Source organism: Mesorhizobium sp. WSM4313, from assembly GCF_002294725.1.
GTDB lineage: Bacteria > Pseudomonadota > Alphaproteobacteria > Rhizobiales > Rhizobiaceae > Mesorhizobium.
Genome location: NZ_NSFT01000020.1, coordinates 1 through 20900, shown reverse-complemented (window position 1 = coordinate 20900; position 20900 = coordinate 1). Strand labels below are relative to the sequence as shown.

Below are 20900 nucleotides of genomic sequence, written 5' to 3'. Positions count from 1 at the left end.
GTGGCCGCCATGACCGTTTCGCCCTTTGATCACCCGCTGCTTTCCGGCCTGCTCGGCGACGAAGAGGCGGCCAGACATTTTTCCGTCGAAGCCGACATCGCCGCGATGCTCAGCTTCGAGCGGGCGCTGGCCGAGGCGGAGGCCGAGTGCGGCGCGATTTCCCGCGATGCGGCGACGGCGATCTCGAAGGCGCTGGCGGCGTTCCGGCCGGATACGGCGAAGCTGCGCGCCGGCGTCGCCGCCGACGGCGTCGTGGTGCCGGAACTGGTGCGACAGATCAAGGCTGCTGTTGGCGTGCCGCACGATGCATTCGTTCATTTCGGCGCCACCAGCCAGGATGTGATCGATACATCGCTGGTGCTGCGCCTGAGCGGGGCGGTCGAGCATGTCGGCCTGCTGCTCAGCGAGAACGTCGTGCGGCTCGCCGGACTCGAACAGGATTTCGAGGGCAGGGCGATGATGGCGGTGACGCGCATGCAGCCGGCGATACCGATCGTCGTGACCGACCGGATCGCTTCCTGGCGAGCGCCGCTCCAGCGTCACCAGGAACGGTTGAAGGAGCTCTCCGGCCGACTGCTTGTCGTGCAGTTCGGCGGCGCCGCCGGCACGCTGGAAAAGCTCGGCGACAAGGCCGCCGCAGTGCGCGCCGCGCTTGCCGCGAAGCTTGGCCTCGCTGACGCGCCGCAATGGCACAATCAGCGCGACGCGCTCGCCGAGTTCGCCGGCTGGCTGTCGCTGGTGACCGGCAGCCTCGGCAAGTTCGGGAAGGACGTTGCGCTGATGGCGCAGGCGGGCACTGACATCAAGCTGTCCGGCGGCGGCGGTTCATCTACCATGCCGCACAAGCAGAATCCCGTGAAGGCGGAAGCCCTGGTGGCCCTCGCCCGCTTCAATGCCGTCCAGCTTTCCGGCATGCACCAGGCGCTGGTGCATGAGCAGGAGCGCTCGGGTTCGGCCTGGACGCTGGAATGGCTCATCCTGCCGCAAATGGTCGTGGCGACGGCGGCCGCGCTCGGGCTTGCAGCCGAGTTGGCCAGACAGATCGAGAGCCTCGGTCATTGATGCGCACGCAAGTCGCCATCATTGGCTCGGGGCCGTCCGGGCTGCTGCTCGGCCAATTGCTTGCCACGATTGGCGTCGAGACGATCATACTCGAGCGGTCGAGCCGCGAGCATGTGCTTGGCCGGGTACGCGCGGGCGTGCTCGAGCAGGGCACGGTGGACCTGCTCGGCGAAGCGGGCGCGGCGGAGAGGCTCTATGAACAGGGCCTGCCGCATGAAGGCATTTCGCTCGCCTTCGACGGCCGCGCGCACCGCATCGACATGACCGCGCTCACCGGCGGCAAGCATGTCACTGTCTATGGCCAGACCGAGGTGACGCTCGATCTGATGCGGAAGCGCGAGGCGGCGGACTTGGTGACTTTCTTCGAAACGTCGAATGTCGCGCTGCATGGTTTCGATGGCACGTCGCCCTTCGTCACCTACGAGAAGGACAGCGTCACGCACCGCATCGATTGCGACTTCATTGCCGGCTGCGACGGCTATCACGGCGTCAGCCGCAGATCAGTGCCGGAAAACGCCTTGAAGACGTTCGAGCGCCACTATCCGTTCGGCTGGCTGGGCGTGCTGGCCGAGGTGCCGCCGGCCGACCATGAGCTGGTCTATGCCAATCACGAGCGCGGCTTCGCGCTCTGTTCGATGCGCTCGCCGCAGCGCAGCCGCTACTATGTGCAGGTTCCCGCCGACGAGCGCGTCGAGGCCTGGTCGGACGACCGCTTCTGGGACGAGTTGCGCCGCCGCCTGCCGCCGGCGACGGCTGCCGCAGTCACCACCGGCCCATCGTTCGAGAAGTCGATCGCGCCGCTGCGCTCCTTCGTCGCCGAGCCGATGCGCTTCGGCCGGCTGTTCCTGGTCGGTGACGCCGCCCATATCGTGCCGCCGACCGGCGCCAAGGGCCTCAACCTCGCGGCCAGCGACGTGCGCTATCTGTTTGCCGGGCTTCGTGAATTCTACCGCGAAAAGTCAGACGCCGGGCTCGACGCCTATTCGGCCAAGGCGCTGGCGCGGGTGTGGAAAGCGGTGCGCTTTTCCTGGTGGATGACGACGATGCTGCACCGTTTTCCGGAGACGGGAGAGTTCGGCCAACGCATCCAGGAAGCCGAGCTCGACTATCTCGTGCATTCGAGAGCCGCATCGACCGCGCTCGCCGAAAACTACGTCGGCTTGCCCTATTGATCTGCCTGACTGGTCAAACCCGCTCCAGCGCGAGGGCGATGCCCTGGCCGACGCCTATGCACATGGTGGCCAAAGCCAGCTTGCCGCCGCGCTCGCGAAGCTCGAGCGCCGCCGTGCCGGTGATGCGCGCGCCCGACATGCCGAGCGGGTGACCGAGCGCGATCGCGCCGCCGTTCGGATTGACGTGCGCGGCATCCTCGGCGATGCCAAGCTGGCGCAGCACGGCAATGCCTTGCGAGGCGAAAGCTTCGTTCAATTCGACGACATCGAATTGCTCGGGCGTCAGGCCAAGGCGGGCGCAAAGCTTCTTGGTGGCCGGGGCCGGACCGATGCCCATGATGCGCGGCGCCACACCGGCGACGGCACCCCCGAGGATGCGGGCGATCGGCGTCACGCCATGCTTCTTCGCCGCGGCTTCCGAAGCGATGATGAGGGCGGCCGCACCGTCATTGACGCCTGAGGCGTTGCCGGCCGTCACGGTGCCGCCCTGGCGGAATGGCGCCGGCAGTTTGGCCAGGGTCTCGACGGTGGTGCCGGCGCGTGGATGCTCGTCCTTCGAGACGACGACCGGATCGCCTTTCTTCTGCGGGATCGTCACGGACGTGATCTCTTTCGCCAGCCGGCCGCTGCCTTGAGCGGCAACGGCCTTGTCCTGGCTGCGCACCGCGAAGGCGTCCTGGTTCGCGCGGGAAACGGAAAAATCCTCGGCGACGTTCTCGCCGGTCTCCGGCATGGACTCGACGCCATATTGCTTCTTCATCAGCGGGTTGACGAAGCGCCAGCCGATGGTGGTGTCGTAGATCTCGGCGTTGCGCGAGAAGGCGGCGTCCGCCTTCGGCATGACAAAGGGCGCGCGGCTCATCGATTCCACGCCGCCGGCGATCATCAGCTCGGCCTCGCCGGACTTGATGGCGCGCGCGGCGATGGTGACGGCATCCATGCCCGAGCCGCACAAGCGGTTGACCGTCGAACCGGGGATGTCCTGCGGGAGACCGGCAAGCAGCAGCGCCATGCGTGCCACGTTGCGGTTGTCCTCGCCGGCCTGGTTGGCGCAGCCATAAACGACGTCATCGACCGCCGCCCAGTCCACGCCGGCATTGCGCTCGACCAGCGCCCTCAGTGGGATTGCGCCGAGATCGTCGGCGCGGACGGAGGACAACGCGCCGCCGAAGCGACCGATGGGCGTGCGGATGTAGTCGCAGATGAAGGCTTCGGCCATCTATGCAGCTCTCCCTTTGGCGGTCCCTTGATGCGCCGCCTTGGTGCGGGCCTGCAGGTCGCGCAATGTCTTCAGCTCGAGTTCCGTCGGCGCCGGCGTCTCGTCAAGGGCCTCGGCGAATTTTACGACCCAGCCACAAGTCTCCTGCACCTGCTCGCGCGTTGCGCCGGGATGAAGCGACACCACGGTAAACTCCTTGGTCGCCGGGTCCGGCTTCCAGATGGCGAGGTCGGTGATCAAAAGCGTCGGCCCTGCGGTATCGATGCCGAGCCGCTTGCGATGATCGCCACCGTCGCCATGGCCAAAGGAGGTGAAGAAGTCGATCTTCTCGACCATGCCCCGCTTCGACTGGGCCATGGTGATGTAGACCTGTCGCGACGAGGTGGCGATCTCCGGCGCACCGCCGCCGCCGGGCAGGCGGGTCTTGGGATGCGCATAGTCGCCGATGACGGTGGTGTTGATGTTGCCGAATTTGTCGAGCTGGGCGGCGCCCAGGAAGCCGATCGAGATGCGGCCGCCCTGCAGCCAGTAGCGGAACATCTCCGGCACGGCGACAGTGGTGACCGCCGTCTCGCACAATTCGCCATCACCGATCGACAGCGGCAGCACGTCGGGCGCGGTGCCGATGGTGCCGCTCTCATAGATCAGCGTGATGTCGGGCGCATGGGTCAGTCGCGCGACATTGCAGGCTGCCGATGGCGCGCCGATGCCGACGAAGCAGACATCCTCGCTTTTCAGCGCGCGGCTGGCGGCGATCGTCATCATCTCGTTCGAGGTGAAGCCCAGATTGTCCGCGTCGCTCATGCGGCTTTCCTCAGGTGCTCGACGCGGCCGGCAAAGACGTCCGCGCTGCTCTCGATGACGTTCTTCCGGATCCACGCCTGGAAGCGGTCACGGTCGGCGGCGATCTCGTCCCATTCGAGATAGGCGGCGTTGTCGCGCTCGTAATAGCCATGCGTGTAGGAGGGGTGCGAGCCGCCCGGCACGACGGAAATCGCCGCGATTGTCCAGTTCGGCAGCACGGTGAGGTTTGGGTGCAGATCGGCGAAATTGTCGACCACTTCCTCGACCGTAACCACTGCCCGCTTTGCGGCAAGAACGGCTTCCTTCTGGATGCCGATGATGCCCTCGACCAGCACGTTGCCCTTCCGGTCCGCCTTCTGCGCGTGGATGAAGGTGACGTCGGGCCTTATCGCCGGAACGGCCGCCAGCACCTCGCCTGTGAACGGGCAGGTGACCGATTTGATGTTGGGATTGACCGCGGCAAGACCGGCGCCGCGATAGCCGCGAAACACCGCGCAGGGCAGGCCGGCGGCGCCCGCCTCATAGGCATTGGCCATGCCGGCGTGGCTGTACTCCTCGACCTCGATGACGCGCGGAAAGCCGTTCTCGATGGCGTCGCGGGCGCGCCTGAGCAGGCCTACGCCCGGATTACCGACATAGGAGAAGACGATTTTCCTCGCCATGCCCATGCCGATCATCTGGTCGTAGATCAGGTCGGGCGTCATGCGGATCAGCGTCAGGTCGCAAAAGCCCTGGCGGATCGCCTCATGCGCGGCGGCGGTGGGTATCAGATGGGTGAAGCCCTCGAAAGCGACGGTGTCGCCGTCATGTAGATTTTCCGCGACCGCTTCTTTCAGCGGCAGGAACTTGACCATCGCCGGGCTCCGTGAAAAGTTCGTATTGCGAACATATGTTTTATATGAGATATTTTTAGCTCCAGCCTTTGCATTGAGTCAACACCGGCCTGGAGGCGCCCATGGAAGAGGAAGCCATTTCGCGCGATCATGTCGGCTCGCTGGAACGCGGCCTTACAGTGATGGAAATCCTCGCGCGCCATCCGGCCGGCATGACGCTGACCGAGATGGCCGAGCAGGCGGACCTCACCCGCGCGGGCGCGCGCCGTTTTCTGCTGACATTGGTCGCCACGGGCTATGCCACCCAGTCCGGCCGGCTATTCTCGCTGTCGCCGCGTCTTTTGGCGGTCGCGCGGACCTGGCTCGGCGGCGCCTCGCTCTGGACCTTCGCCGCGCCCATCATGCGCGAGGTGGCCGGCAAATTCGACGAAGCCTGCAACGCGGCGGTGCTGTCGGGCGAGGACGTCGTCTATGTCGCGCGCATCCCCGGACGGCGAATCTTAAGCGTCGCGCTCGATGTCGGCACGCGGCTGCCGGCCTATTGCACGTCGATGGGGCGGGTGCTGCTTTCCGGTCTGGCGGCGGACGAGTTGCAGACCTTCCTGGCGCAAGTGAAGATCGAGCGGCGGACGCCGAAGACGATCACCGGCCGCGCCGCGCTCGGCAAGGCCATCGACAAGGCGAGGGCGGATGGCTTTGCCATCGTCGACGAGGAACTGGAACTCGGCCTGCGCTCGATCGCGGTGCCGATCGTCGATCGCGCCGGCCGTACCGTCGCCGCCATCAACGTCTCGACGCAATCCGCCCGTTTCTCGGTCGAGGCGATGGAGCGCGACATCCTGCCGGCGCTGCGGCAGGCCAAGCAGCGTGTCGAGGAGTTCTTCTTCGTTTGAACGGCGCCGGTTGATGCGGGCCCAGGTTCATTCCGCGCCTAACCCTCCATTCTTGAACCGTGAAGCTTCGTTGACGGAGAAACTCAAATCCGATATTGAACAGGATTATACAGGTTCACTGTACAGGTATTGATATGGCTCGTCGCGCGACGCAGATCACTCCCGGCACGGGCAAGCCCGAGCAGATCGCGACGGTTCTGGAGCATGAGATACGCTCCGGCCTGCTCGGCTTCGGCGACCGCCTGCAGAGCGAAAACGAGCTTGTCCAGCGCTTCTCCGTCAGCCGCAACACGGTCCGCAAAGGGCTCGAGGAACTATCGAGCCGCGGGCTGATCACCACCAAGGTCGGCATCGGCTCCTTCGTCACCTTCGACGGCATGCCGGTCGACGACGCGATCGGCTGGTCGCGCGCGCTTGCCAATGCGGGCGCCAATGCCGAGACCCGCACATTGCGGCTCGAGATCATCGAGGACGCCGAACTGGCTGCCAGGCTCGGCGTCGAGAGCTCGTCCTTCATCGCCGTCGATCGCGCCCGCACCAATGCCGACGACGGTCATGCCATCTCGATTGAGCGCAGCCGGCTGCCGCTGTCGCCGGAGTTGGAAGACATACCGCTGCGCGGACTACGGGAGGGCTCGCTGCACCAGACGCTGCGCGGGGCAGGGCTCGTTCCCGATCACGGTGAGGAATGGGTCGACATCGAGATGCTGAGCGCCGCCGACGCGACGATCCTCGCCTGCGCGCCCGGCACGCCGTTCCTGCGCACGCGCCGCCTGACGCGCGCCGCCGACGGACGCGCCATCGAATTCGTCACCAGCCTGCTCAACCCGGCGCATTTCGCGCTGCACCTGGAGTTCTGAGCATGGCGGCCGACCCGATGGACCGGGCTATGGGCGCGCTGATCGGTGGTGCGCTGGGCGATGCGCTGGGCATGCCGACGCAGCTTCTGTCGCCGGCCCGCATCGCCGAGCTCTACGGCCATGTCGAGGATTTCGTCGCGCCTGCCGCCGATCATCCGGTGTCGAAAGGGCTGCCGGCCGGCGCGATCACCGACGACACCGAACAGGCGCTGCTGCTTGGCCGCATCCTCGTCGAATCCGGCGAGCGTTTCGATCATGCGCGCTGGGTCAACGCGCTGCTCGACTGGGAGCGCGAGGTCAAGGCGCGCGGCAGCTACGATCTGCTTGGACCATCGACCAAGCGCGCCATCGATGCCATCAACAGTGGCGTGCCGGCGGAGGAAGCCGGCCGCGGCGGCGACACCAATGGCGCTGCGATGCGCATCGCGCCGGTCGGCATCATGATGCCGCCGGAGCCGCTCGACATTCTGGTCTCCAAGGTGGCGGAAACCTGCCGGGCCACGCATAATACCTCGATCGCCATTGCATCGGCTGCCGCTGTCGCCGCCGCCGTCAGCCTCGGCGTCTCGGGCGGCGACTGGCGCACCGCTTTCGGCCATGCCGTCTCGGCGGCAAGGCTAGGTGCTGCGCTCGGCCATTGGGTAACCGGCGGCGACATCGCCGCGCGCATCGTCTGGGCACAGGAGCTTGTCCGCGGCAAGGCGGAGAAGGAAGCCATCAAGCTGATCGTCGACCTGGTCGGCACCGGCGTCGCCAGCCAGGAGTCGGTGCCGGCGGCCTTCGCCGTGCTGGAGGTCGCGCAAGGCGATGCGTGGCGAGCGGCCGTCATCGGCGCCAATCTCGGAGGCGACACCGACACGATCGGTGCGATTGCCGCCGGCATGGCTGGCGCCTGCGCCGGCCTGTCGAGGCTGCCGCCGGACCGCATCGCCCGGCTGCATGGCATCGACATTGCGGACGTCCGCGCGCTGGCTGGGGATCTGCTCGCCGCACGCGGCTCCAAGACCGGCCCAGGCCAGGAGGTTGCCTGATGAGCGGGCGGCTCGTCCATGTCGGCAGCGCCGTGGTCGACTATGTCTACCGCATCGATGCGTTGCCGGCGGCCGGCACGGAAAAGACCGCGTCAGCTTACGCGCGGGTCGCCGGTGGCGGCTTCAATATGATGGTGGCGGCGAGCCGCACCGGCATGAAGGTGGTGTTCGGCGGCCAGCTCGGCACCGGGCCGGACGGAGACTTCCTGCGCAAAGCCTTCGCGGCCGAAGGCATCGAGACGCTGACGCCGCCATCGCCTTCGATGGACAGCGGCAATTGCGTCGCGATGATCAGCGGCGACGCCGAACGCACTTTCGTCTCCTGGCCGGGCGCCGAGAGCCGGCTCACGCCGGACATGATGAAGCCAGTGCAAGTCGTTCCGGGCGATTGGGTTTTTACCTCCGGCTACACGCTGAGCTATCCTGGCAGTCGCGACGTGCTCACGGACTGGATCGAGGCGCTGCCGGCCGGCATTCCTTTCGTCTTCGATCCGACACCGGTGATCGCGGATATTCCACGGCCGATCCTGGACAGGGTTCTGGCGCGTACGACTTGGCTGAGCTGCAACACTAATGAGGCCGCCGAGATTGCCGGCGCCGGCGATGCCCAGACCGTCGCGATCCGATTGCTCGGCGAACATTGCCCCAGGGCCGAAGGCGTCGTCATCCGCGCCGGCGCGCATGGCTGCCTGGTGCGCATGGCCGATGGCGGCACCCGCGCGGTGCCGGGTTTTAAGGTGGAAGCCGTCGACACCAATGGGGCCGGCGACACGCATATCGGCGCCTTCGTCAGCGGCCTTTCGCGCAGCATGGGCGCTTGCGAGGCGGCACGCTATGCCAATGCGGCCGCCGCGCTTTCGGTCACCCGCCATGGCGGGTCCTCAGCGCCGACCGACATGGAAATCCAGGAGTTCCTGACCGAGCGCGGCGAAGCGACGACCGCGCTCGACCGGGCGGAAGCGACTGCAACTTAACAAGCCTGTCAATCGGGCAAACAATGAGAGGAAAAGAACATGCGCATGCTCAGACTGACCGCTTTCCTGACGGCGACCGCCGTCTTCGTCTCAGCCTTCACGCTGGCCGCACGGGCCGCCGAGGAAGTGCATGTGCTCAACTGGAAAGGCTATGGCGCCGACGAGCCATGGGCGGTCGCCAATTTCGAGAAGGCGACCGGCTTCAAGGTGGTCAACGACTTCTTCAACTCCGAACAGGAGATGCTGACCAAGATCCGCACCAATCCCGGCCTCTACGACGTCGTCATGATCAACGCCGCCTTCAACGACCAGGCTATGGCCGGCAAGCTGATCCAGCCGATCGATGTCTCGAAGCTTTCCAACTATGCCGACATCGCTAAGGACAAGGCCAGCTCGCCGATGCTCAACCATGACGGCAAGGTCTATGGCGTGCCGTGGGTGTGGGGCCTGACGGCTCTGGCGATCAACGACAAGTCCTTCGACAAGCCGCCGACGAGCATCGCCGAGATGTGGAACCCGGCGCATAAGGGCCGCGTCATCATCCGCGACGACGCCGTCGAGGCGGTGCAGTTCGGCGCGATCGCTTCGGGTCAGGACATCAACGACATCAAGGATATGGACGCGGTCAAGGCGAAGCTCACCTCGCTGATGCCGCAGATCAAGACCTTCTGGAGCTCGGAGAACGACTGGAACCAGATGGTCGCCTCCAACCAGATCGACATCGGCACCTATTGGAGCGGCTCGGCCGACCGCGCCAAGACCCATTTCAAGCTGCCGGTCTCGCTGGTCATCCCGCAGGAAGGCGCCGTCGCCTGGCTCGACGCCTTCTCGATCCCGGTCGGCTCGAAGAATGTCGCGGGCGCCGAGGCCTTCATCAACTATATGATTGACCCGAAATTCTACGTCGAATGGGTGACCAAGGTCGGCGCGCCGGTTTCGGCCAACACCAAGGCTGTCGACGCGCTGCCCGAGGACGCCTTCAACCGCAAGGTCATGGGCAGCCCCGAGGTCGCAAAGCGCATCCAGTTCCAGGCGCCGATCACCGACGAGCAGCGCGAGAAATACCTGGCGCTTTGGCAGGAGCTAAAGGTCAACGTGAAGTAATCACGTCTTCGGGGAGGAGAGGCAAAGATGGCTGACCAGCTTGCGATCGGTTCGCGCCGCGGACTGAAGCCGGCCCTGCCGCTTCTCCTCCCTGCCTATCTGTGGCTGACGGTGGCGATCTTCCTGCCGCTGTCGGCCATGGTGTTCTTCTCCTTCATGACCGACCTGCCGCTGGCCGGAAAGGAATGGTCGTTCACGCTCGGCAATTACGCCGCCTTCTTCTCGCAGAGCCTCTATTCGACGCTGTTGTTTTCATCGCTGCGGCTCGGGCTGGAGGTGACGCTGTGGTGCGTCGTCGTCGGCTACCCGGCGGCCTATGTGCTTGCGAAGGTGCTGAAAGGGCGCAGCCGCGAGGCGATCTTCCTGCTCGTCATCCTGCCCTTCTGGTCGAACGGGCTGGTGCGCATCTTCTCCTGGGCGATGGTGCTGCGCGAAGGCGGCATCCTCGACACCGCGCTCAATGCGGTGCTGCCGTTCAAGATCAACATTGATCTCATGTATTCCTACCCAGCCGTCATCATCGGCCTGGTGCACTCCTATGTGCCCTATATGGTGCTGACCTGCTATCTCACGCTGCAGGCCATCGATGATTCGCTGATCGAGGCGGGCCGCTCGCTTGGCGCATCGCGGCGACAGGTGCTGTGGCGGGTGATCATCCCGCTGTCGATGCCGGGCCTGATCGCGGGTGCCGCGCTGATCTTCGTGCCGGTAGTCGGCTCCTTCATGGAGCCGCGCATCCTCGGCGGCCGCACCGGTACCTTCTACGGCACCATCATCGAGGACCAGTTCGTCGCCGTCTTCAACTGGCCGCTGGGCGCGGCACTCTCCTTTATCCTGCTCGCGGTCGTGCTGATCATCCTGGCGCTGGCCGCGCCTGTCCTGCGGAGGGCTGCGTGATGGCGACGACGCGCATCCTCGAATGGCTCGGGCGCTTCTACATCGTGCTTTTGCTCGGCTTCCTCTATTTGCCGATCATCATCATGGCGGCGATGTCCTTCAACGCTTCGCCCTTCTACCAATTGCCGTTCGAATGGACGACGGACTGGTATTCATCGCTCTGGCAGAACGACCAGTTGATCGCCGCGACCTGGAACAGCATCGAGATCGCCGTCATCACCACTTTGATCTCGACGGTGCTGGGCTCGATGGCCTCGCTGGCGCTCTACCGTTACGACTTCCGCGGCAAGAAAGTCCTGCAGGCGCTGCTCTTCCCACCGATCGCCATCCCGTGGCTGATCACCGGCACGGCAATGCTGATCTTCTTCTTCGGCGTCGGCATCGGCCGCGGGCTGGTGGCAATCCTGCTCGGCCATGTCGCGCTGGCGCTGCCTTATGTGATCGTCGTCGTGTCGGCCCGGCTGCAGACCTTCGCGCCAGAGCTGGAGGAAGCGGCGCGCTCGCTCGGCGCCAACCAGTGGCAGGTGACCACGCGGGTTACTTTGCCGTGGATCATGCCTGGGGTGATCGCCGGCGGGCTGTTCGCCTTCGCCGTGTCGTTCGACCAGTTCGTGGTCTCGTATTTCCTGTCGACGCCCGGCCAGACGACATTGCCGGTCGAAATCTATGCCGCGATCCGCAAGGGTTTCACGCCCGAGATCAACGCGGTCTCGACGATCATCATTGTCGTGTCGATGGCGCTGATGCTGCTCACGGCGCGCTTCTTCAAGTTTGGTGGAGAGAAATAATGGCTGGCGTCCAGGTCGCGAACGTCTCGCGCAGCTTCGGCGCGCACAAGGCGCTGGACGATGTCTCGATCGATTTTGCCGATGGCGGCTTCTACGCGCTGCTCGGACCTTCGGGCAGCGGGAAGACCACGCTGCTCCGCCAGATCGCCGGCTTCGATTTTCCGGATTCCGGCCGCATTGCGATCGGCGGCGAGAGCGTCGAGCGCGTGCCGGTCGAAAAGCGGCGCATCGGCATGGTGTTCCAGAACTATGCGCTGTTTCCCAATATGAGCGTCGCCGACAATATCGCCTTCGGCCTGTCGGTGCGCGGCGAGCCGAAAGCGACAATCGCTGCGGAAGTGCAACGCGCGCTCGATCTCGTACAGCTCGGCAAGCTCGGCGGGCGAAAGCCGCACCAGCTCTCCGGCGGCCAGCGCCAGCGCGTGGCGCTGGCGCGGGCCATCGTTACCAAGCCGCGCGTGCTCTTGCTCGACGAGCCGCTCGGCGCGCTCGACAAGGCATTGCGCGTCGACATGCAGATCGAGCTGAAGCGCATCCAGCGCGAGATCGGCATCACGACCATTTTCGTCACCCACGACCAGGAAGAGGCGCTGACGATGAGCGACCGCATCGGCATATTGCGCGACGGCAGGCTGGTGCAGGAAGGACCGCCGGAAGAGATCTACGACAGGCCGCAAAGCGAGTTCGCCGCGACTTTCCTCGGCGACGCCAATATCTTTCACGGCAACGCGACCGGCTCAGGGATCAGGCTGCCCGACGGCACGACGATCGCGGCTTCGACAGGCGCATCGGTGCCGGCCGGCGCCAAGGCGAGCTGCGCCGTTCGGCCCGAGCGCATCCGGATTTCGCCCGGCGCGGCAAAGCCCGATCCAGCCAATGTCAACACGCTCACGGGGCAGGTCTCGAAACGCATCTTTGCCGGCAACAACAGCACCTATTTCGTCGACCGCTTCGGCCAGACGCTGAAGGTGATCGTCCAGAACACCGGCGCCGAGCGCCTCGCAGAGGGTCAGCCCGTCGTGCTGAGCTGGTCGCCGGACAGCACGGTGCTGATCGCGGCCTGACTGATGGGAAATGATGGCGCGGGCCTTGGCTGAGGTCCGGACCATGGCGTTATACCCATCCTCCAAGGGAGGAATGGATGGCGAGTATAGGCTTCGAACCGGACGTGACAGTTCGGGTCAGGGAATACCGGATCGGCTGCATCGGCGCCGGCATGATCATGGCCGAATGCCATCTCGCCGCCTATCACGAAGCCGGTTTTCCGGTAGTCGCCATAGCATCGCGCACCAAGGCCAATGCGCAGAAGGTCGCCGATCGCTGGAATATTGCGACCGTCCACGAGGCGCCGGAGCAATTGATCGAGGACAGCCAGGTCGAGATCGTCGATCTGGCCTTTCCGCCCGATCAGCAACCGGCTTTGATCCGCCATGCGTTGAAGCAGCCGCACGTCAAAGCGATCTTGGCGCAGAAGCCGCTGGCGCTTTCGGTCAAGGAAGCTGTGAAGCTGCGCGACGAAGCGGCTGCCTCCGGCAAGATCCTCTCGGTCAATCAGAACATGCGCTATGATCAGTCGATGCGCGTCTTGAAGCAGATCATAGACAGCGGCGCGCTTGGCGACATCGTCTTTGCCGAGATCGACATGCACGCGATCCCGCACTGGCAGACCTTCCTTGCCGATTACGACCGACTGACGCTCGCCAATATGAGCGTGCATCATCTCGACGTGCTGCGTTTCCTTTTTGGCGAACCGGAGGAGATAACCACGCTGACGCGCAAGGATCCGCGCACGGCGTTCGAGCACTCGGACGGCATCACCGTGTCGACGCTGCGCTTCCCCTCGGGCGTGCTTGCCGTTTCGCTGGAGGACGTCTGGTCCGGCCCGCGCCAGGAGGGTTACGAGGACGATCAGCACATCAATTGGCGGGTCGACGGCATCAAGGGCGTCGCCAAGGGCACGATTGGATGGCCGAAGGGCGTCGCGTCGACGTTGACCCATGCCTCGAGCGAAACGACGGGCGGCAAATGGGTCAGCCCAAGCTGGGAGACGATGTGGTTCCCGCATGCATTCATCGGCGTCATGGAGCAGTTGCAATACGCGCTGAAGACCGGCACGCCGCCGGCGCTGTCGGTCGCCGACAACGTCAAGACCATGGCGCTGGTCGAGGCGGGCTACCGCTCGATGGCGGAAGGTCGCACGATCAGGCTGTCCGAAATCTCTGTCGACTAGGCGACTAAAAGGCAGGGCAACTGAATCGCTTACCCAGAGGACTTCACCTCATGATGCAGGCAGGTATCTTCACAGGCTATTTTCCCTACGAGCTGGAAGAGTCCGCCAGGCGCATCCGTGCGCTCGGCTTCAACACCGTGCAGCTCGACCTGCATTTCAAGGATATCGACCTGTCGGCCGGGCAGATCTCCACGGACAAGGCGCGGAAAGTGCGTGACACTTTTCGCGATCATAACCTGCCAGTCTGCTGCGTGTCCGGCTACACCAACATCATTCATCCGGACAAGACCGAGCGCGACAGGCGACTGGCGTATCTGAAGGAAATTATCCGCAACGCACGCGAATTCGGCAGCCCTTACGTGATCTCGGAGACCGGCACCTACAACACCGAATCCGACTGGGTTCACCACCCGAAGAACAAGACCGAGGAGGGGTTCGAGGAATGCCGCAAAGTGATTTCCGACCTTGCCCGGACGGCTTACGACCACGGCGCAGTGTTTCTGCTTGAGACCTATGTCAACAACGTCGTCGGTTCGGTCGAGGAGACGGTCAGGATGTTCGCACAGGTCGACCACCCCGGCCTCGGCCTGTTGATGGATCCGACCAATTACTTCGAGGCGCACAACATCGACCGCATGGACCAGGTGCTGAACCAGGTGTTCGACACGCTGAGCGACAAGATCAGGATCGCGCATGCCAAGGACGTCAAGCGCTCGGGCAGCGACAAAACCGAAAAGCATGCCGATATCGGTGACGCGGACGCGCATGAGGGGCTTACCTTCCGCGGCGTTGGCGAGATCGAGCTGCCGGCGCCGGGCCTCGGCGCGCTGAACTACGACCTCTATCTGAAGCGGCTCAGCGAGAAGCATCCGAACATTCCGGTGATCATCGAGCACCTGACCGAGGAGGACGTGCCGCGCGCGAAAAAATTCCTCGATGAGAAATTCTGCGCCAACGGAGTTTGACGGCTGGGGAATATGACGATGGCGATGGCCGGCAGCACCAAGCGCGACTACAGCCTTGTCGGCGAAAGCACTCGGCTTGCGATCGAGACCGGGCTCGCCTCCGCCGAGTGGTACCACACGGACGTGCCGCGCAAGACCATGAAGGAATTGATGCAGCGCTCCGACGGGCCGGCGATCCGCGACACCATCATCTGGATCGTTGCGATCCTGGGCTCGGCGGCCGGCATCGTCTGGTTCTGGGGCAGTTGGTGGATCGTGCCGTTCCTGTTCGTCTATGGCGTGCTCTACGGCTCGTCGAGCGACTCGCGCTGGCACGAATGCGGCCACGGCACGGCCTTCCGCACGCGCTGGATGAACAACGTCGTCTATCACATCGCTTCCTTCATGCTGATGCGCAATCCGGTGCAGTGGCGCTGGAGCCATGCGCGCCACCACACCGACACCATCATCGTCGGCCGCGACGCCGAGATCGCGGTGATGCGGCCGCCGGACCTCGTCAAGGCGGCTTTGGCCTTCACCGGCATCCTCGATTTCCGCTATTCGCTGCCGATCCTGGTGCGCCAGGCCTTCGGCACATTGTCGGACGACGAGAAGAGCTACATCCCGGAGATGGAGCAGCACAAGGCGGTGACCGCTGCGCGCTGGCACATGGTCGTCTACGCCGCAACGATCGCTGTCGCGATCGCGCTTGGGTCATGGATACCGCTGGTGCTGATCGGCCTGCCGCGGCTCTACGGCACCTGGCATATGGTGCTGACGGGGCTGTTGCAGCATATCGGGCTGGCCGACAACGTCACCGATCACCGGCTGAACACGCGCACCGTCTACATGAACCCGGTCAGCCGCTTCATCTACTGGAACATGAACTACCATGTGGAGCACCACATGTTCCCGATGGTTCCGTACCACGCGCTGCCGAAACTGCATGAATTGATCAAGCACGATCTGCCAGTGGCGAACCCGTCGATGTGGCACGCCTATCGCGAGGTCTGGCCGGTGCTGCTCAGGCAGCTGAAATACGAGGACTATTATCTCAAGCGCGAATTGCCGCCGACGGCCAAGCCTTATCGCGGCGAATTCCATGATCTCGACATAACGGCCGCGGCCGCCGAATAGGCGCAGCTTGGCAAAATGGAGACAGACGATGGCGGAGTGGGTTGAAGCATGCGCGGTCGAGGATGTGGACGAGGAGGATGTGATCCGCTTCGACCATGGCGGCCGCACATTCGCGATTTACCGCTCGCCGGAGGACGCGTTCTTCGCCACCGACGGCTTCTGCACGCATGAAAAGGCCCATCTAGCCGACGGGCTGGTGATGGACGACATCATCGAATGCCCCAAGCACAATGGCCGCTTCAACTACAAGACCGGCCAGGCCAAGGGCGCGCCGGTCTGCGTCAACCTCAAGACCTATCCGGTCAAGGTCGAGGCCGGTAAGGTGATGATCGATATCGGCTGAAAGCCGTCAGACAAAACAGGATGTACCGATGAGCCGAAAGAGACCGACCGTTGCCGACCTGCGCGCCATGAAGGGCAAGCGGCAGCTGACCATGTTGCGCGTGCTGACGCTGGAGGAAGCCGAGGCTGCCGAGCGGGCAGGGGTCGACATCGTCTCGGTGCCGCCGGAACTGGTTCTCAACCCGCAATATCGCGACGCTGCGCCCAGCCTTTTCACCATGCCGGGCGACAATTTCTTCGAGATCGGCACGGCCGACGATTTCGTGCGCTGGTCGTTCCGGCTCTACAAAGCCGGCGCCGACGCGGTCTATTGCAGCGCCGGCTACGCCACGATCAAGCGCATGGCCGACGACGCCATCCCAGTCATCGGCCATGTCGGCCTGATCCCGTCGCGCGCGACCTGGACCGGCGGCTTCAAGGCGGTCGGGAAGACCGCGGATACGGCCATGCAGGTGTTCGAGGCGGTCAAGCAGCTGGAAGCGGCCGGCGCGATCGGGGCCGAGATCGAGGTGGTGCCGGTGGAAGTGGCGAAGGCGATCTCGGAGCGCACCCCGCTGATCATGCTGTCGATGGGCGCGGGCACGGGCTGCGACGCGCAATATCTGTTCGCCGAGGATATTCTCGGCACAAATCGCGGTCACATGCCGCGCCACTCGAAGGTCTATCGCAACTTCGCCGCCGAATATGACCGGCTGCAGCAGGAGCGCATCGCCGCCTTCTCGGAATATGTGGCCGACATCAACAGCGGCGCCTATCCCGAAGACAGGCATGTCGTGCATATGGATCCGGAAGAACTCACCCTCTTCATGAAGAAGGTGGACGTAAAGTCCTGATCCAGGAGTCGAAAAGCTTCAGACCGTTGCCGGGGGACCTTGCCAGATTCCGCTGGCGAGGGCGGCGTAAAGCGCCTCGGAATCAATGCCCAGCGGCCTGTCTTCCTTGAGCGTCGCCACATGCGAACGCACGGCCGCGTGGATTGCGCCGGTAGCCGGCGCGAGCGCTATGCCCTCGCGCAAATCGACGGCCTGCGCCGCCGCCATCAGCTCGAAGGCGATCAGCCGCCGCCACAGCACGATCATCTCGGCGCATTTGGCGACGGCGAGCGGCGTCTGCGTCGCGTGATCCTCGACACCCTCGGACACGGGCAGGAAATCGAGCATCACCGGATTGGCCTTGTGGCGGATCGCGGCCAGGATCGCCGTCACCGTCTTCTGCAACGGCACGAAGCCGGCCGAGGCGCCGCCGACCGGCGACAGATATTTCGGCAGGCCGTGACGCGTCGAGCCGGTGAGCTGGACGAAGCGGGCGGCGGACGCTGCCGCACATTGCGCGATCGCCAGGCCAAGCGTCTCGAAGGCGAGCGCCAGCGACGCGGTATGGAAGTTGCCGGTCGACATGACCAGCTCATCCTCGGCAAGCACCAGTGGATTGTCGGCGGCGGCGTTGAGCTCGATCTCGACAGCCAGCCTGGCATGGTCGATTGCCTGGATCAGCGCGCCGTGGATCGAGGGCATGCAACGGATCGACAGTGGGTCCTGGATGGTGGTCGGCGCCGGCGCCTCATCGCGCGCCAGAAGGTCGCGGAGCGCCTTCGCCGCAAGTTGCTGGCAGGCGCCCGGACGCGCCTGATGCTGGCGCGGGTCGAGGATGGTGCGGTTGGCGCCGATGCCTTCCATCGTCAGCGCGCCGGCCTGCTGCTGTTGGTCGAGCGCCGACAGCGCATCGGTCAGCACCAGTGCCCCGGTCCCGGTGGAAACCGCCGAAGCGTTGATCAGCGACAGACCGTCCTTCGGCGAGAAAGTGACCGGTGCCAGCCGCGCCATCATCAGCGCCTTGGCGGCAGGCATGCGGCGACCCTGATATTCGGCTTCGCCTTCGCCGATCAGCACGCGGGCGACCGCCGTCATCAGCAGAAGATCGCCGGCGCCGATCGAACCCAGCGACGGCATCACCGGATGCACGCCGGCATTGAGCGCTTCGACCAGCGCGGTGAACACGCGCGGCGACAGGCCCGAGCCGCCGGCGGCGAGCATCGCAAGACGGGCGAACATCGCCGCCCGCACCACCGGCACCGGCAGCGCCTCGCCGACTGCGGCGCTGCGGCCTTCGATCAGCTGGCGCTGGAAGGCGCCGGCGTCGCCTTCGACAGACGTGACGAGATTGGCGCCGAGGCCTCTGTTCAGTCCGTAGATCTGCTGGCCGCCGGCCGCGGCGGCATCGAGGACCTGGCGAGCCTTGTCGAGCTTTTCAAGCACGGCAGGCGTGATCTCGACCTTGCAGGCGTTGCGCGCGGCGGCAACCACATCCTCGATGCTGACGCCGGCGCCGGTGAGAACGAGCGGGCTCATGCGAAGCGCAGCCTCTGGCCGATGCCGTTTTCGCCGGCCTTGGCGAGCATGGCCTTGCCGAGCGCGATGTCCGACAGCGAGAGGCCGCGATGCCAGAACAGGATCGTCTCGCCATCGCTTTGCCGGCCGGCTTTGAGGCCGGCCGCGATCTGGCCGAGCTCGGCATGCAGCGTCGCCTCGCTCAGCCGTCCCGTCTCGACATGGGCGCGCAGCGAGCCGAACTTGCCGCCCTTGCATTGGCCCCAGTCGTCGACGACGATCTTCTGCATGATATCGGTCAATGACAGCTCGACCGCGCTCATCGTGCCATAGGGCACGACCAACGCGCCGCGCTTGATCCATTCGGTCTTGAGCAGCGGCTGCGGTTCCGGCAGCCGCGAGGCTTCGACGACGATGTCGGCGCCTTCGACGCAGCTTTTCCAGTCGGCCACGGCCATGACCGGCTTGCCGAGATCGGCCGCCAGCTTCGCGACAAAGCTATCGCGGCTTTCGGGGCGGCGTGAGTGGACGCGGATCTCGTCGAAGTCGAAGAGATGGTCGAGCAGGCGCACGTTCCAATAGGCGGTGCCGCGCGCGCCGATATGGCCGAGCACCTTGGACGACTTCTTCGCCAGATGCTTGGCGCCGATGGCGGTGACCGCGCCGGTGCGCATATCGGTGATGACAGTGGCGTCGAGGATGGCGCGCGGCGTGCCGGTGCGCGGATCGAAAAGATTGAGAATGCCGAATTCCGACGGCAGGCCGTGCCTGTAGTTCTCGACATAGTCACCGACGATCTTCACGCCGGCGGCGTCGAGCGGCGCCACATAGCCGCGCAGGACGTTGAAGTGGCCGTGGAAGGAGGGATCCGGCTCGAGATGGACGCGCGGCTCGATCACCGTCTGGCCGTTGCCCTGCGCGACGAGCCCGGCTTCGACGGCGCCGATGATCTCGGCGTCGGTCATGGCAAGCGCTTCGATGTCGAGAGCATTGAGATAGTCGATATAAATCGGCTTCATGCGTTTTCCTCGGCCACCCCGGCTCATCCATAACAGGCGAAACGGCGACACGGAAGTTTGTTGAATAAGCTTTGGACTGGGCCGGCGCCACGGCGATGTTTGCCTAGTCCTGCCGGCCGATGCCGCGCCGAGATTTCAGGCCATTCAGCGAACAATTGACGTCGTGTCGGGCGCATTTTGCGGACTCGAATTGCGCCGGTCCCGCGGGGTCCGAACAGGTTCTTTCGCGCGCCGTGCGATCACGGCAACGAACTGCCAAAAGCCCAAGAGTTTCCGCCAATTGCGCCAGTTACGGCAATCGATGCGTCCACTCGGAAAATAGTCGGAGAGGCGCGGTTCTTGAACGCGGATTCATTTGACGAGCCGCTGTTGAGCCGATTAGCTTTCGTGCGGGGTGCAGGCCGGCAAGGCCTTGCCCTCGGGGCGAAAGACACAAGCGATGAATGCGACCGGCTGGCCGAACTGGAGGCGCCTTAATCAGGAAGGCATCGTCTTTGCCATCGCCATCCTGTTGTTCGCCGCCGCTGCGCTGGGCCTGCCCGGTTTCCTGACCGCCGACAATCTGGTGGCCATCGTGCGCTCGGTCTCGGTGCTCGGCATTCTGGCGCTTGGCATGGCGGTCGTCATCATCGGCCGCGGCATCGACCTGTCGGCGGTGGCGATCATGGCGATGTCGGTCGCCTGGTACCTGCAACTGCTCAACACCGGAACCTCGGACGGACTCGCCTTCGTCTATGTGCTGGCGGGCGTACTGGCCATCGGCCTGCTCAACGGCTTTCTCGTCGCCTATGCCGACGTGCCGGCGATCTTCGTGACCTTGGCCACCGGCTCCTTTGTGTTCGGCTATGTGCGCTCGCAACTGATCACGCAGGATGCCGTGCCGGTGCCCGGCGGACACTGGGTCGAGCTGCTCGGCGGCGTCCGCTTCCTCGATATTCCGGTCGAGGTGTTCGTCTTCGCCGGTTTGGCTTTCCTGGTGTTCCTGTTCCTGCGCTACACCAAATGGGGCCGCTTCATCTATTTCGCCGGCGACAATCCGGTCGCTGCCCGCAACATCGGCGTTCCGGTACGGCCCATGCTGGTGCTGCGCTACGTGCTCTCGGCGTTCGTGGCGCTGGTCGCCGGGCTTTTGACGGCAGCCAGCCTGCATTCGATCAACACCCGCATCGTCAACTCGACGCTGCTCTACGACATCGTCCTGGTGGCGGTGATCGGCGGCATCGGCCTTTCGGGCGGCAGGGGCGGGGTGCGCAATGTGCTGGTG

Annotated in this window: 21 protein-coding genes; 16 read left to right on the top strand and 5 right to left on the bottom strand. The window is 64.8% G+C overall.

All coding sequences use genetic code 11. The features are described from left to right. The first annotated feature begins 9 nt into the window (after positions 1–9). Together CK219_RS27655 and pobA are read left to right on the top strand one after the other, a co-directional pair. Positions 10–1062 (top strand): 3-carboxy-cis,cis-muconate cycloisomerase, encoded by a 1053-nt coding sequence (locus CK219_RS27655; protein ID WP_095769822.1) that lies wholly within the window; start codon positions 10–12, stop codon positions 1060–1062. After that, positions 1062–2234 (top strand): 4-hydroxybenzoate 3-monooxygenase, encoded by a 1173-nt coding sequence (gene pobA / locus CK219_RS27650; protein WP_095769785.1) that lies wholly within the window; start codon positions 1062–1064, stop codon positions 2232–2234. The genes CK219_RS27655 and pobA overlap by 1 nt, the downstream gene beginning before the upstream one ends. Before the next feature lie 13 nt (positions 2235–2247). Here pobA and pcaF read toward each other — a convergent pair whose 3' ends face one another. From pcaF to CK219_RS27635, 3 genes are read right to left on the bottom strand one after another with little or no spacing between them, the layout of a single operon-like run. Next, positions 2248–3453 carry a 3-oxoadipyl-CoA thiolase gene (gene pcaF, locus CK219_RS27645; protein ID WP_095769784.1) on the bottom strand — a complete coding sequence of 402 codons (1206 nt, stop codon included), beginning with the start codon at positions 3451–3453 and terminating at the stop codon, positions 2248–2250. Then, positions 3454–4257 carry a CoA-transferase subunit beta gene (locus tag CK219_RS27640; protein WP_095769783.1) on the bottom strand — a complete coding sequence of 268 codons (804 nt, stop codon included), beginning with the start codon at positions 4255–4257 and terminating at the stop codon, positions 3454–3456. Further along, a complete protein-coding gene (locus CK219_RS27635) occupies positions 4254–5111 on the bottom strand; it encodes a CoA transferase subunit A (RefSeq protein ID WP_095769782.1) in 858 nt (285 codons plus the stop codon). The genes CK219_RS27640 and CK219_RS27635 overlap by 4 nt, the downstream gene beginning before the upstream one ends. A 101-nt stretch (positions 5112–5212) precedes the next feature. Between CK219_RS27635 and CK219_RS27630 the strand changes: the two genes are divergently transcribed. The 13 genes from CK219_RS27630 to CK219_RS27570 all read left to right on the top strand — a co-directional run bounded on the left by CK219_RS27630 (position 5213) and on the right by CK219_RS27570 (position 17123). Further along, positions 5213–5983 carry an IclR family transcriptional regulator C-terminal domain-containing protein gene (locus CK219_RS27630; protein ID WP_095769781.1) on the top strand — a complete coding sequence of 257 codons (771 nt, stop codon included), beginning with the start codon at positions 5213–5215 and terminating at the stop codon, positions 5981–5983. Between the two features lie 134 nt (positions 5984–6117). After that, positions 6118–6843 carry a GntR family transcriptional regulator gene (locus CK219_RS27625; RefSeq protein WP_095769780.1) on the top strand — a complete coding sequence of 242 codons (726 nt, stop codon included), beginning with the start codon at positions 6118–6120 and terminating at the stop codon, positions 6841–6843. Between the two features lie 2 nt (positions 6844–6845). Beyond that, complete coding sequence (locus CK219_RS27620; protein WP_095769779.1) at positions 6846–7874, top strand: ADP-ribosylglycohydrolase family protein; 1029 nt, start codon at positions 6846–6848, stop codon at positions 7872–7874. Beyond that, the gene (locus CK219_RS27615) at positions 7874–8848 is read left to right on the top strand and encodes a PfkB family carbohydrate kinase (RefSeq protein ID WP_095769778.1); all 975 of its coding nucleotides are present in this window, start codon (positions 7874–7876) and stop codon (positions 8846–8848) included. Before CK219_RS27620 ends, CK219_RS27615 begins: the two co-directional genes overlap by 1 nt. 39 nt (positions 8849–8887) lie before the next feature. Further along, entirely contained in the window at positions 8888–9952 is a 1065-nt protein-coding gene (locus tag CK219_RS27610) for an ABC transporter substrate-binding protein (protein ID WP_095769777.1), read from the top strand. Between the two features lie 27 nt (positions 9953–9979). Then, positions 9980–10849 (top strand): ABC transporter permease, encoded by an 870-nt coding sequence (locus tag CK219_RS27605; RefSeq protein WP_095769776.1) that lies wholly within the window; start codon positions 9980–9982, stop codon positions 10847–10849. Then, positions 10849–11637, top strand: coding sequence for an ABC transporter permease (locus CK219_RS27600; RefSeq protein ID WP_095769775.1), 789 nt, complete (start codon positions 10849–10851; stop codon positions 11635–11637). The genes CK219_RS27605 and CK219_RS27600 overlap by 1 nt, the downstream gene beginning before the upstream one ends. Beyond that, positions 11637–12701 (top strand): ABC transporter ATP-binding protein, encoded by a 1065-nt coding sequence (locus CK219_RS27595; RefSeq protein ID WP_095769774.1) that lies wholly within the window; start codon positions 11637–11639, stop codon positions 12699–12701. The genes CK219_RS27600 and CK219_RS27595 overlap by 1 nt, the downstream gene beginning before the upstream one ends. 77 nt (positions 12702–12778) lie before the next feature. Then, positions 12779–13867, top strand: a complete 1089-nt coding sequence (locus CK219_RS27590) for a Gfo/Idh/MocA family oxidoreductase (protein WP_095769773.1) — start codon at positions 12779–12781, stop codon at positions 13865–13867. A 50-nt stretch (positions 13868–13917) separates the two neighbouring features. Continuing rightward, positions 13918–14832, top strand: coding sequence for a sugar phosphate isomerase/epimerase (locus CK219_RS27585; protein WP_095769772.1), 915 nt, complete (start codon positions 13918–13920; stop codon positions 14830–14832). Positions 14833–14856: 24 nt separating this feature from the next. Continuing rightward, positions 14857–15948 (top strand): fatty acid desaturase family protein, encoded by a 1092-nt coding sequence (locus CK219_RS27580; protein ID WP_095769821.1) that lies wholly within the window; start codon positions 14857–14859, stop codon positions 15946–15948. A gap of 28 nt (positions 15949–15976) precedes the next feature. After that, positions 15977–16291: a MocE family 2Fe-2S type ferredoxin gene (locus CK219_RS27575; protein ID WP_095769771.1), complete on the top strand. Its 315-nt coding sequence runs from the start codon at positions 15977–15979 to the stop codon at positions 16289–16291. 28 nt (positions 16292–16319) lie between these two features. Then, the gene (locus tag CK219_RS27570) at positions 16320–17123 is read left to right on the top strand and encodes a 3-methyl-2-oxobutanoate hydroxymethyltransferase (RefSeq protein ID WP_095769770.1); all 804 of its coding nucleotides are present in this window, start codon (positions 16320–16322) and stop codon (positions 17121–17123) included. Positions 17124–17141: 18 nt separating this feature from the next. Here the strand turns inward: CK219_RS27570 and hutH are convergent, their stop codons facing one another. Then, a complete protein-coding gene (hutH, locus tag CK219_RS27565) occupies positions 17142–18638 on the bottom strand; it encodes a histidine ammonia-lyase (RefSeq protein ID WP_095769769.1) in 1497 nt (498 codons plus the stop codon). Next, positions 18635–19636: an ornithine cyclodeaminase family protein gene (locus CK219_RS27560; protein ID WP_095769768.1), complete on the bottom strand. Its 1002-nt coding sequence runs from the start codon at positions 19634–19636 to the stop codon at positions 18635–18637. Before CK219_RS27560 ends, hutH begins: the two co-directional genes overlap by 4 nt. A gap of 439 nt (positions 19637–20075) precedes the next feature. Here CK219_RS27560 and CK219_RS27555 point away from each other — a divergent pair. After that, positions 20076–20900 (top strand): ABC transporter permease (locus CK219_RS27555; RefSeq protein ID WP_095769767.1); only part of this gene is annotated, 825 nt, incomplete at its 3' end.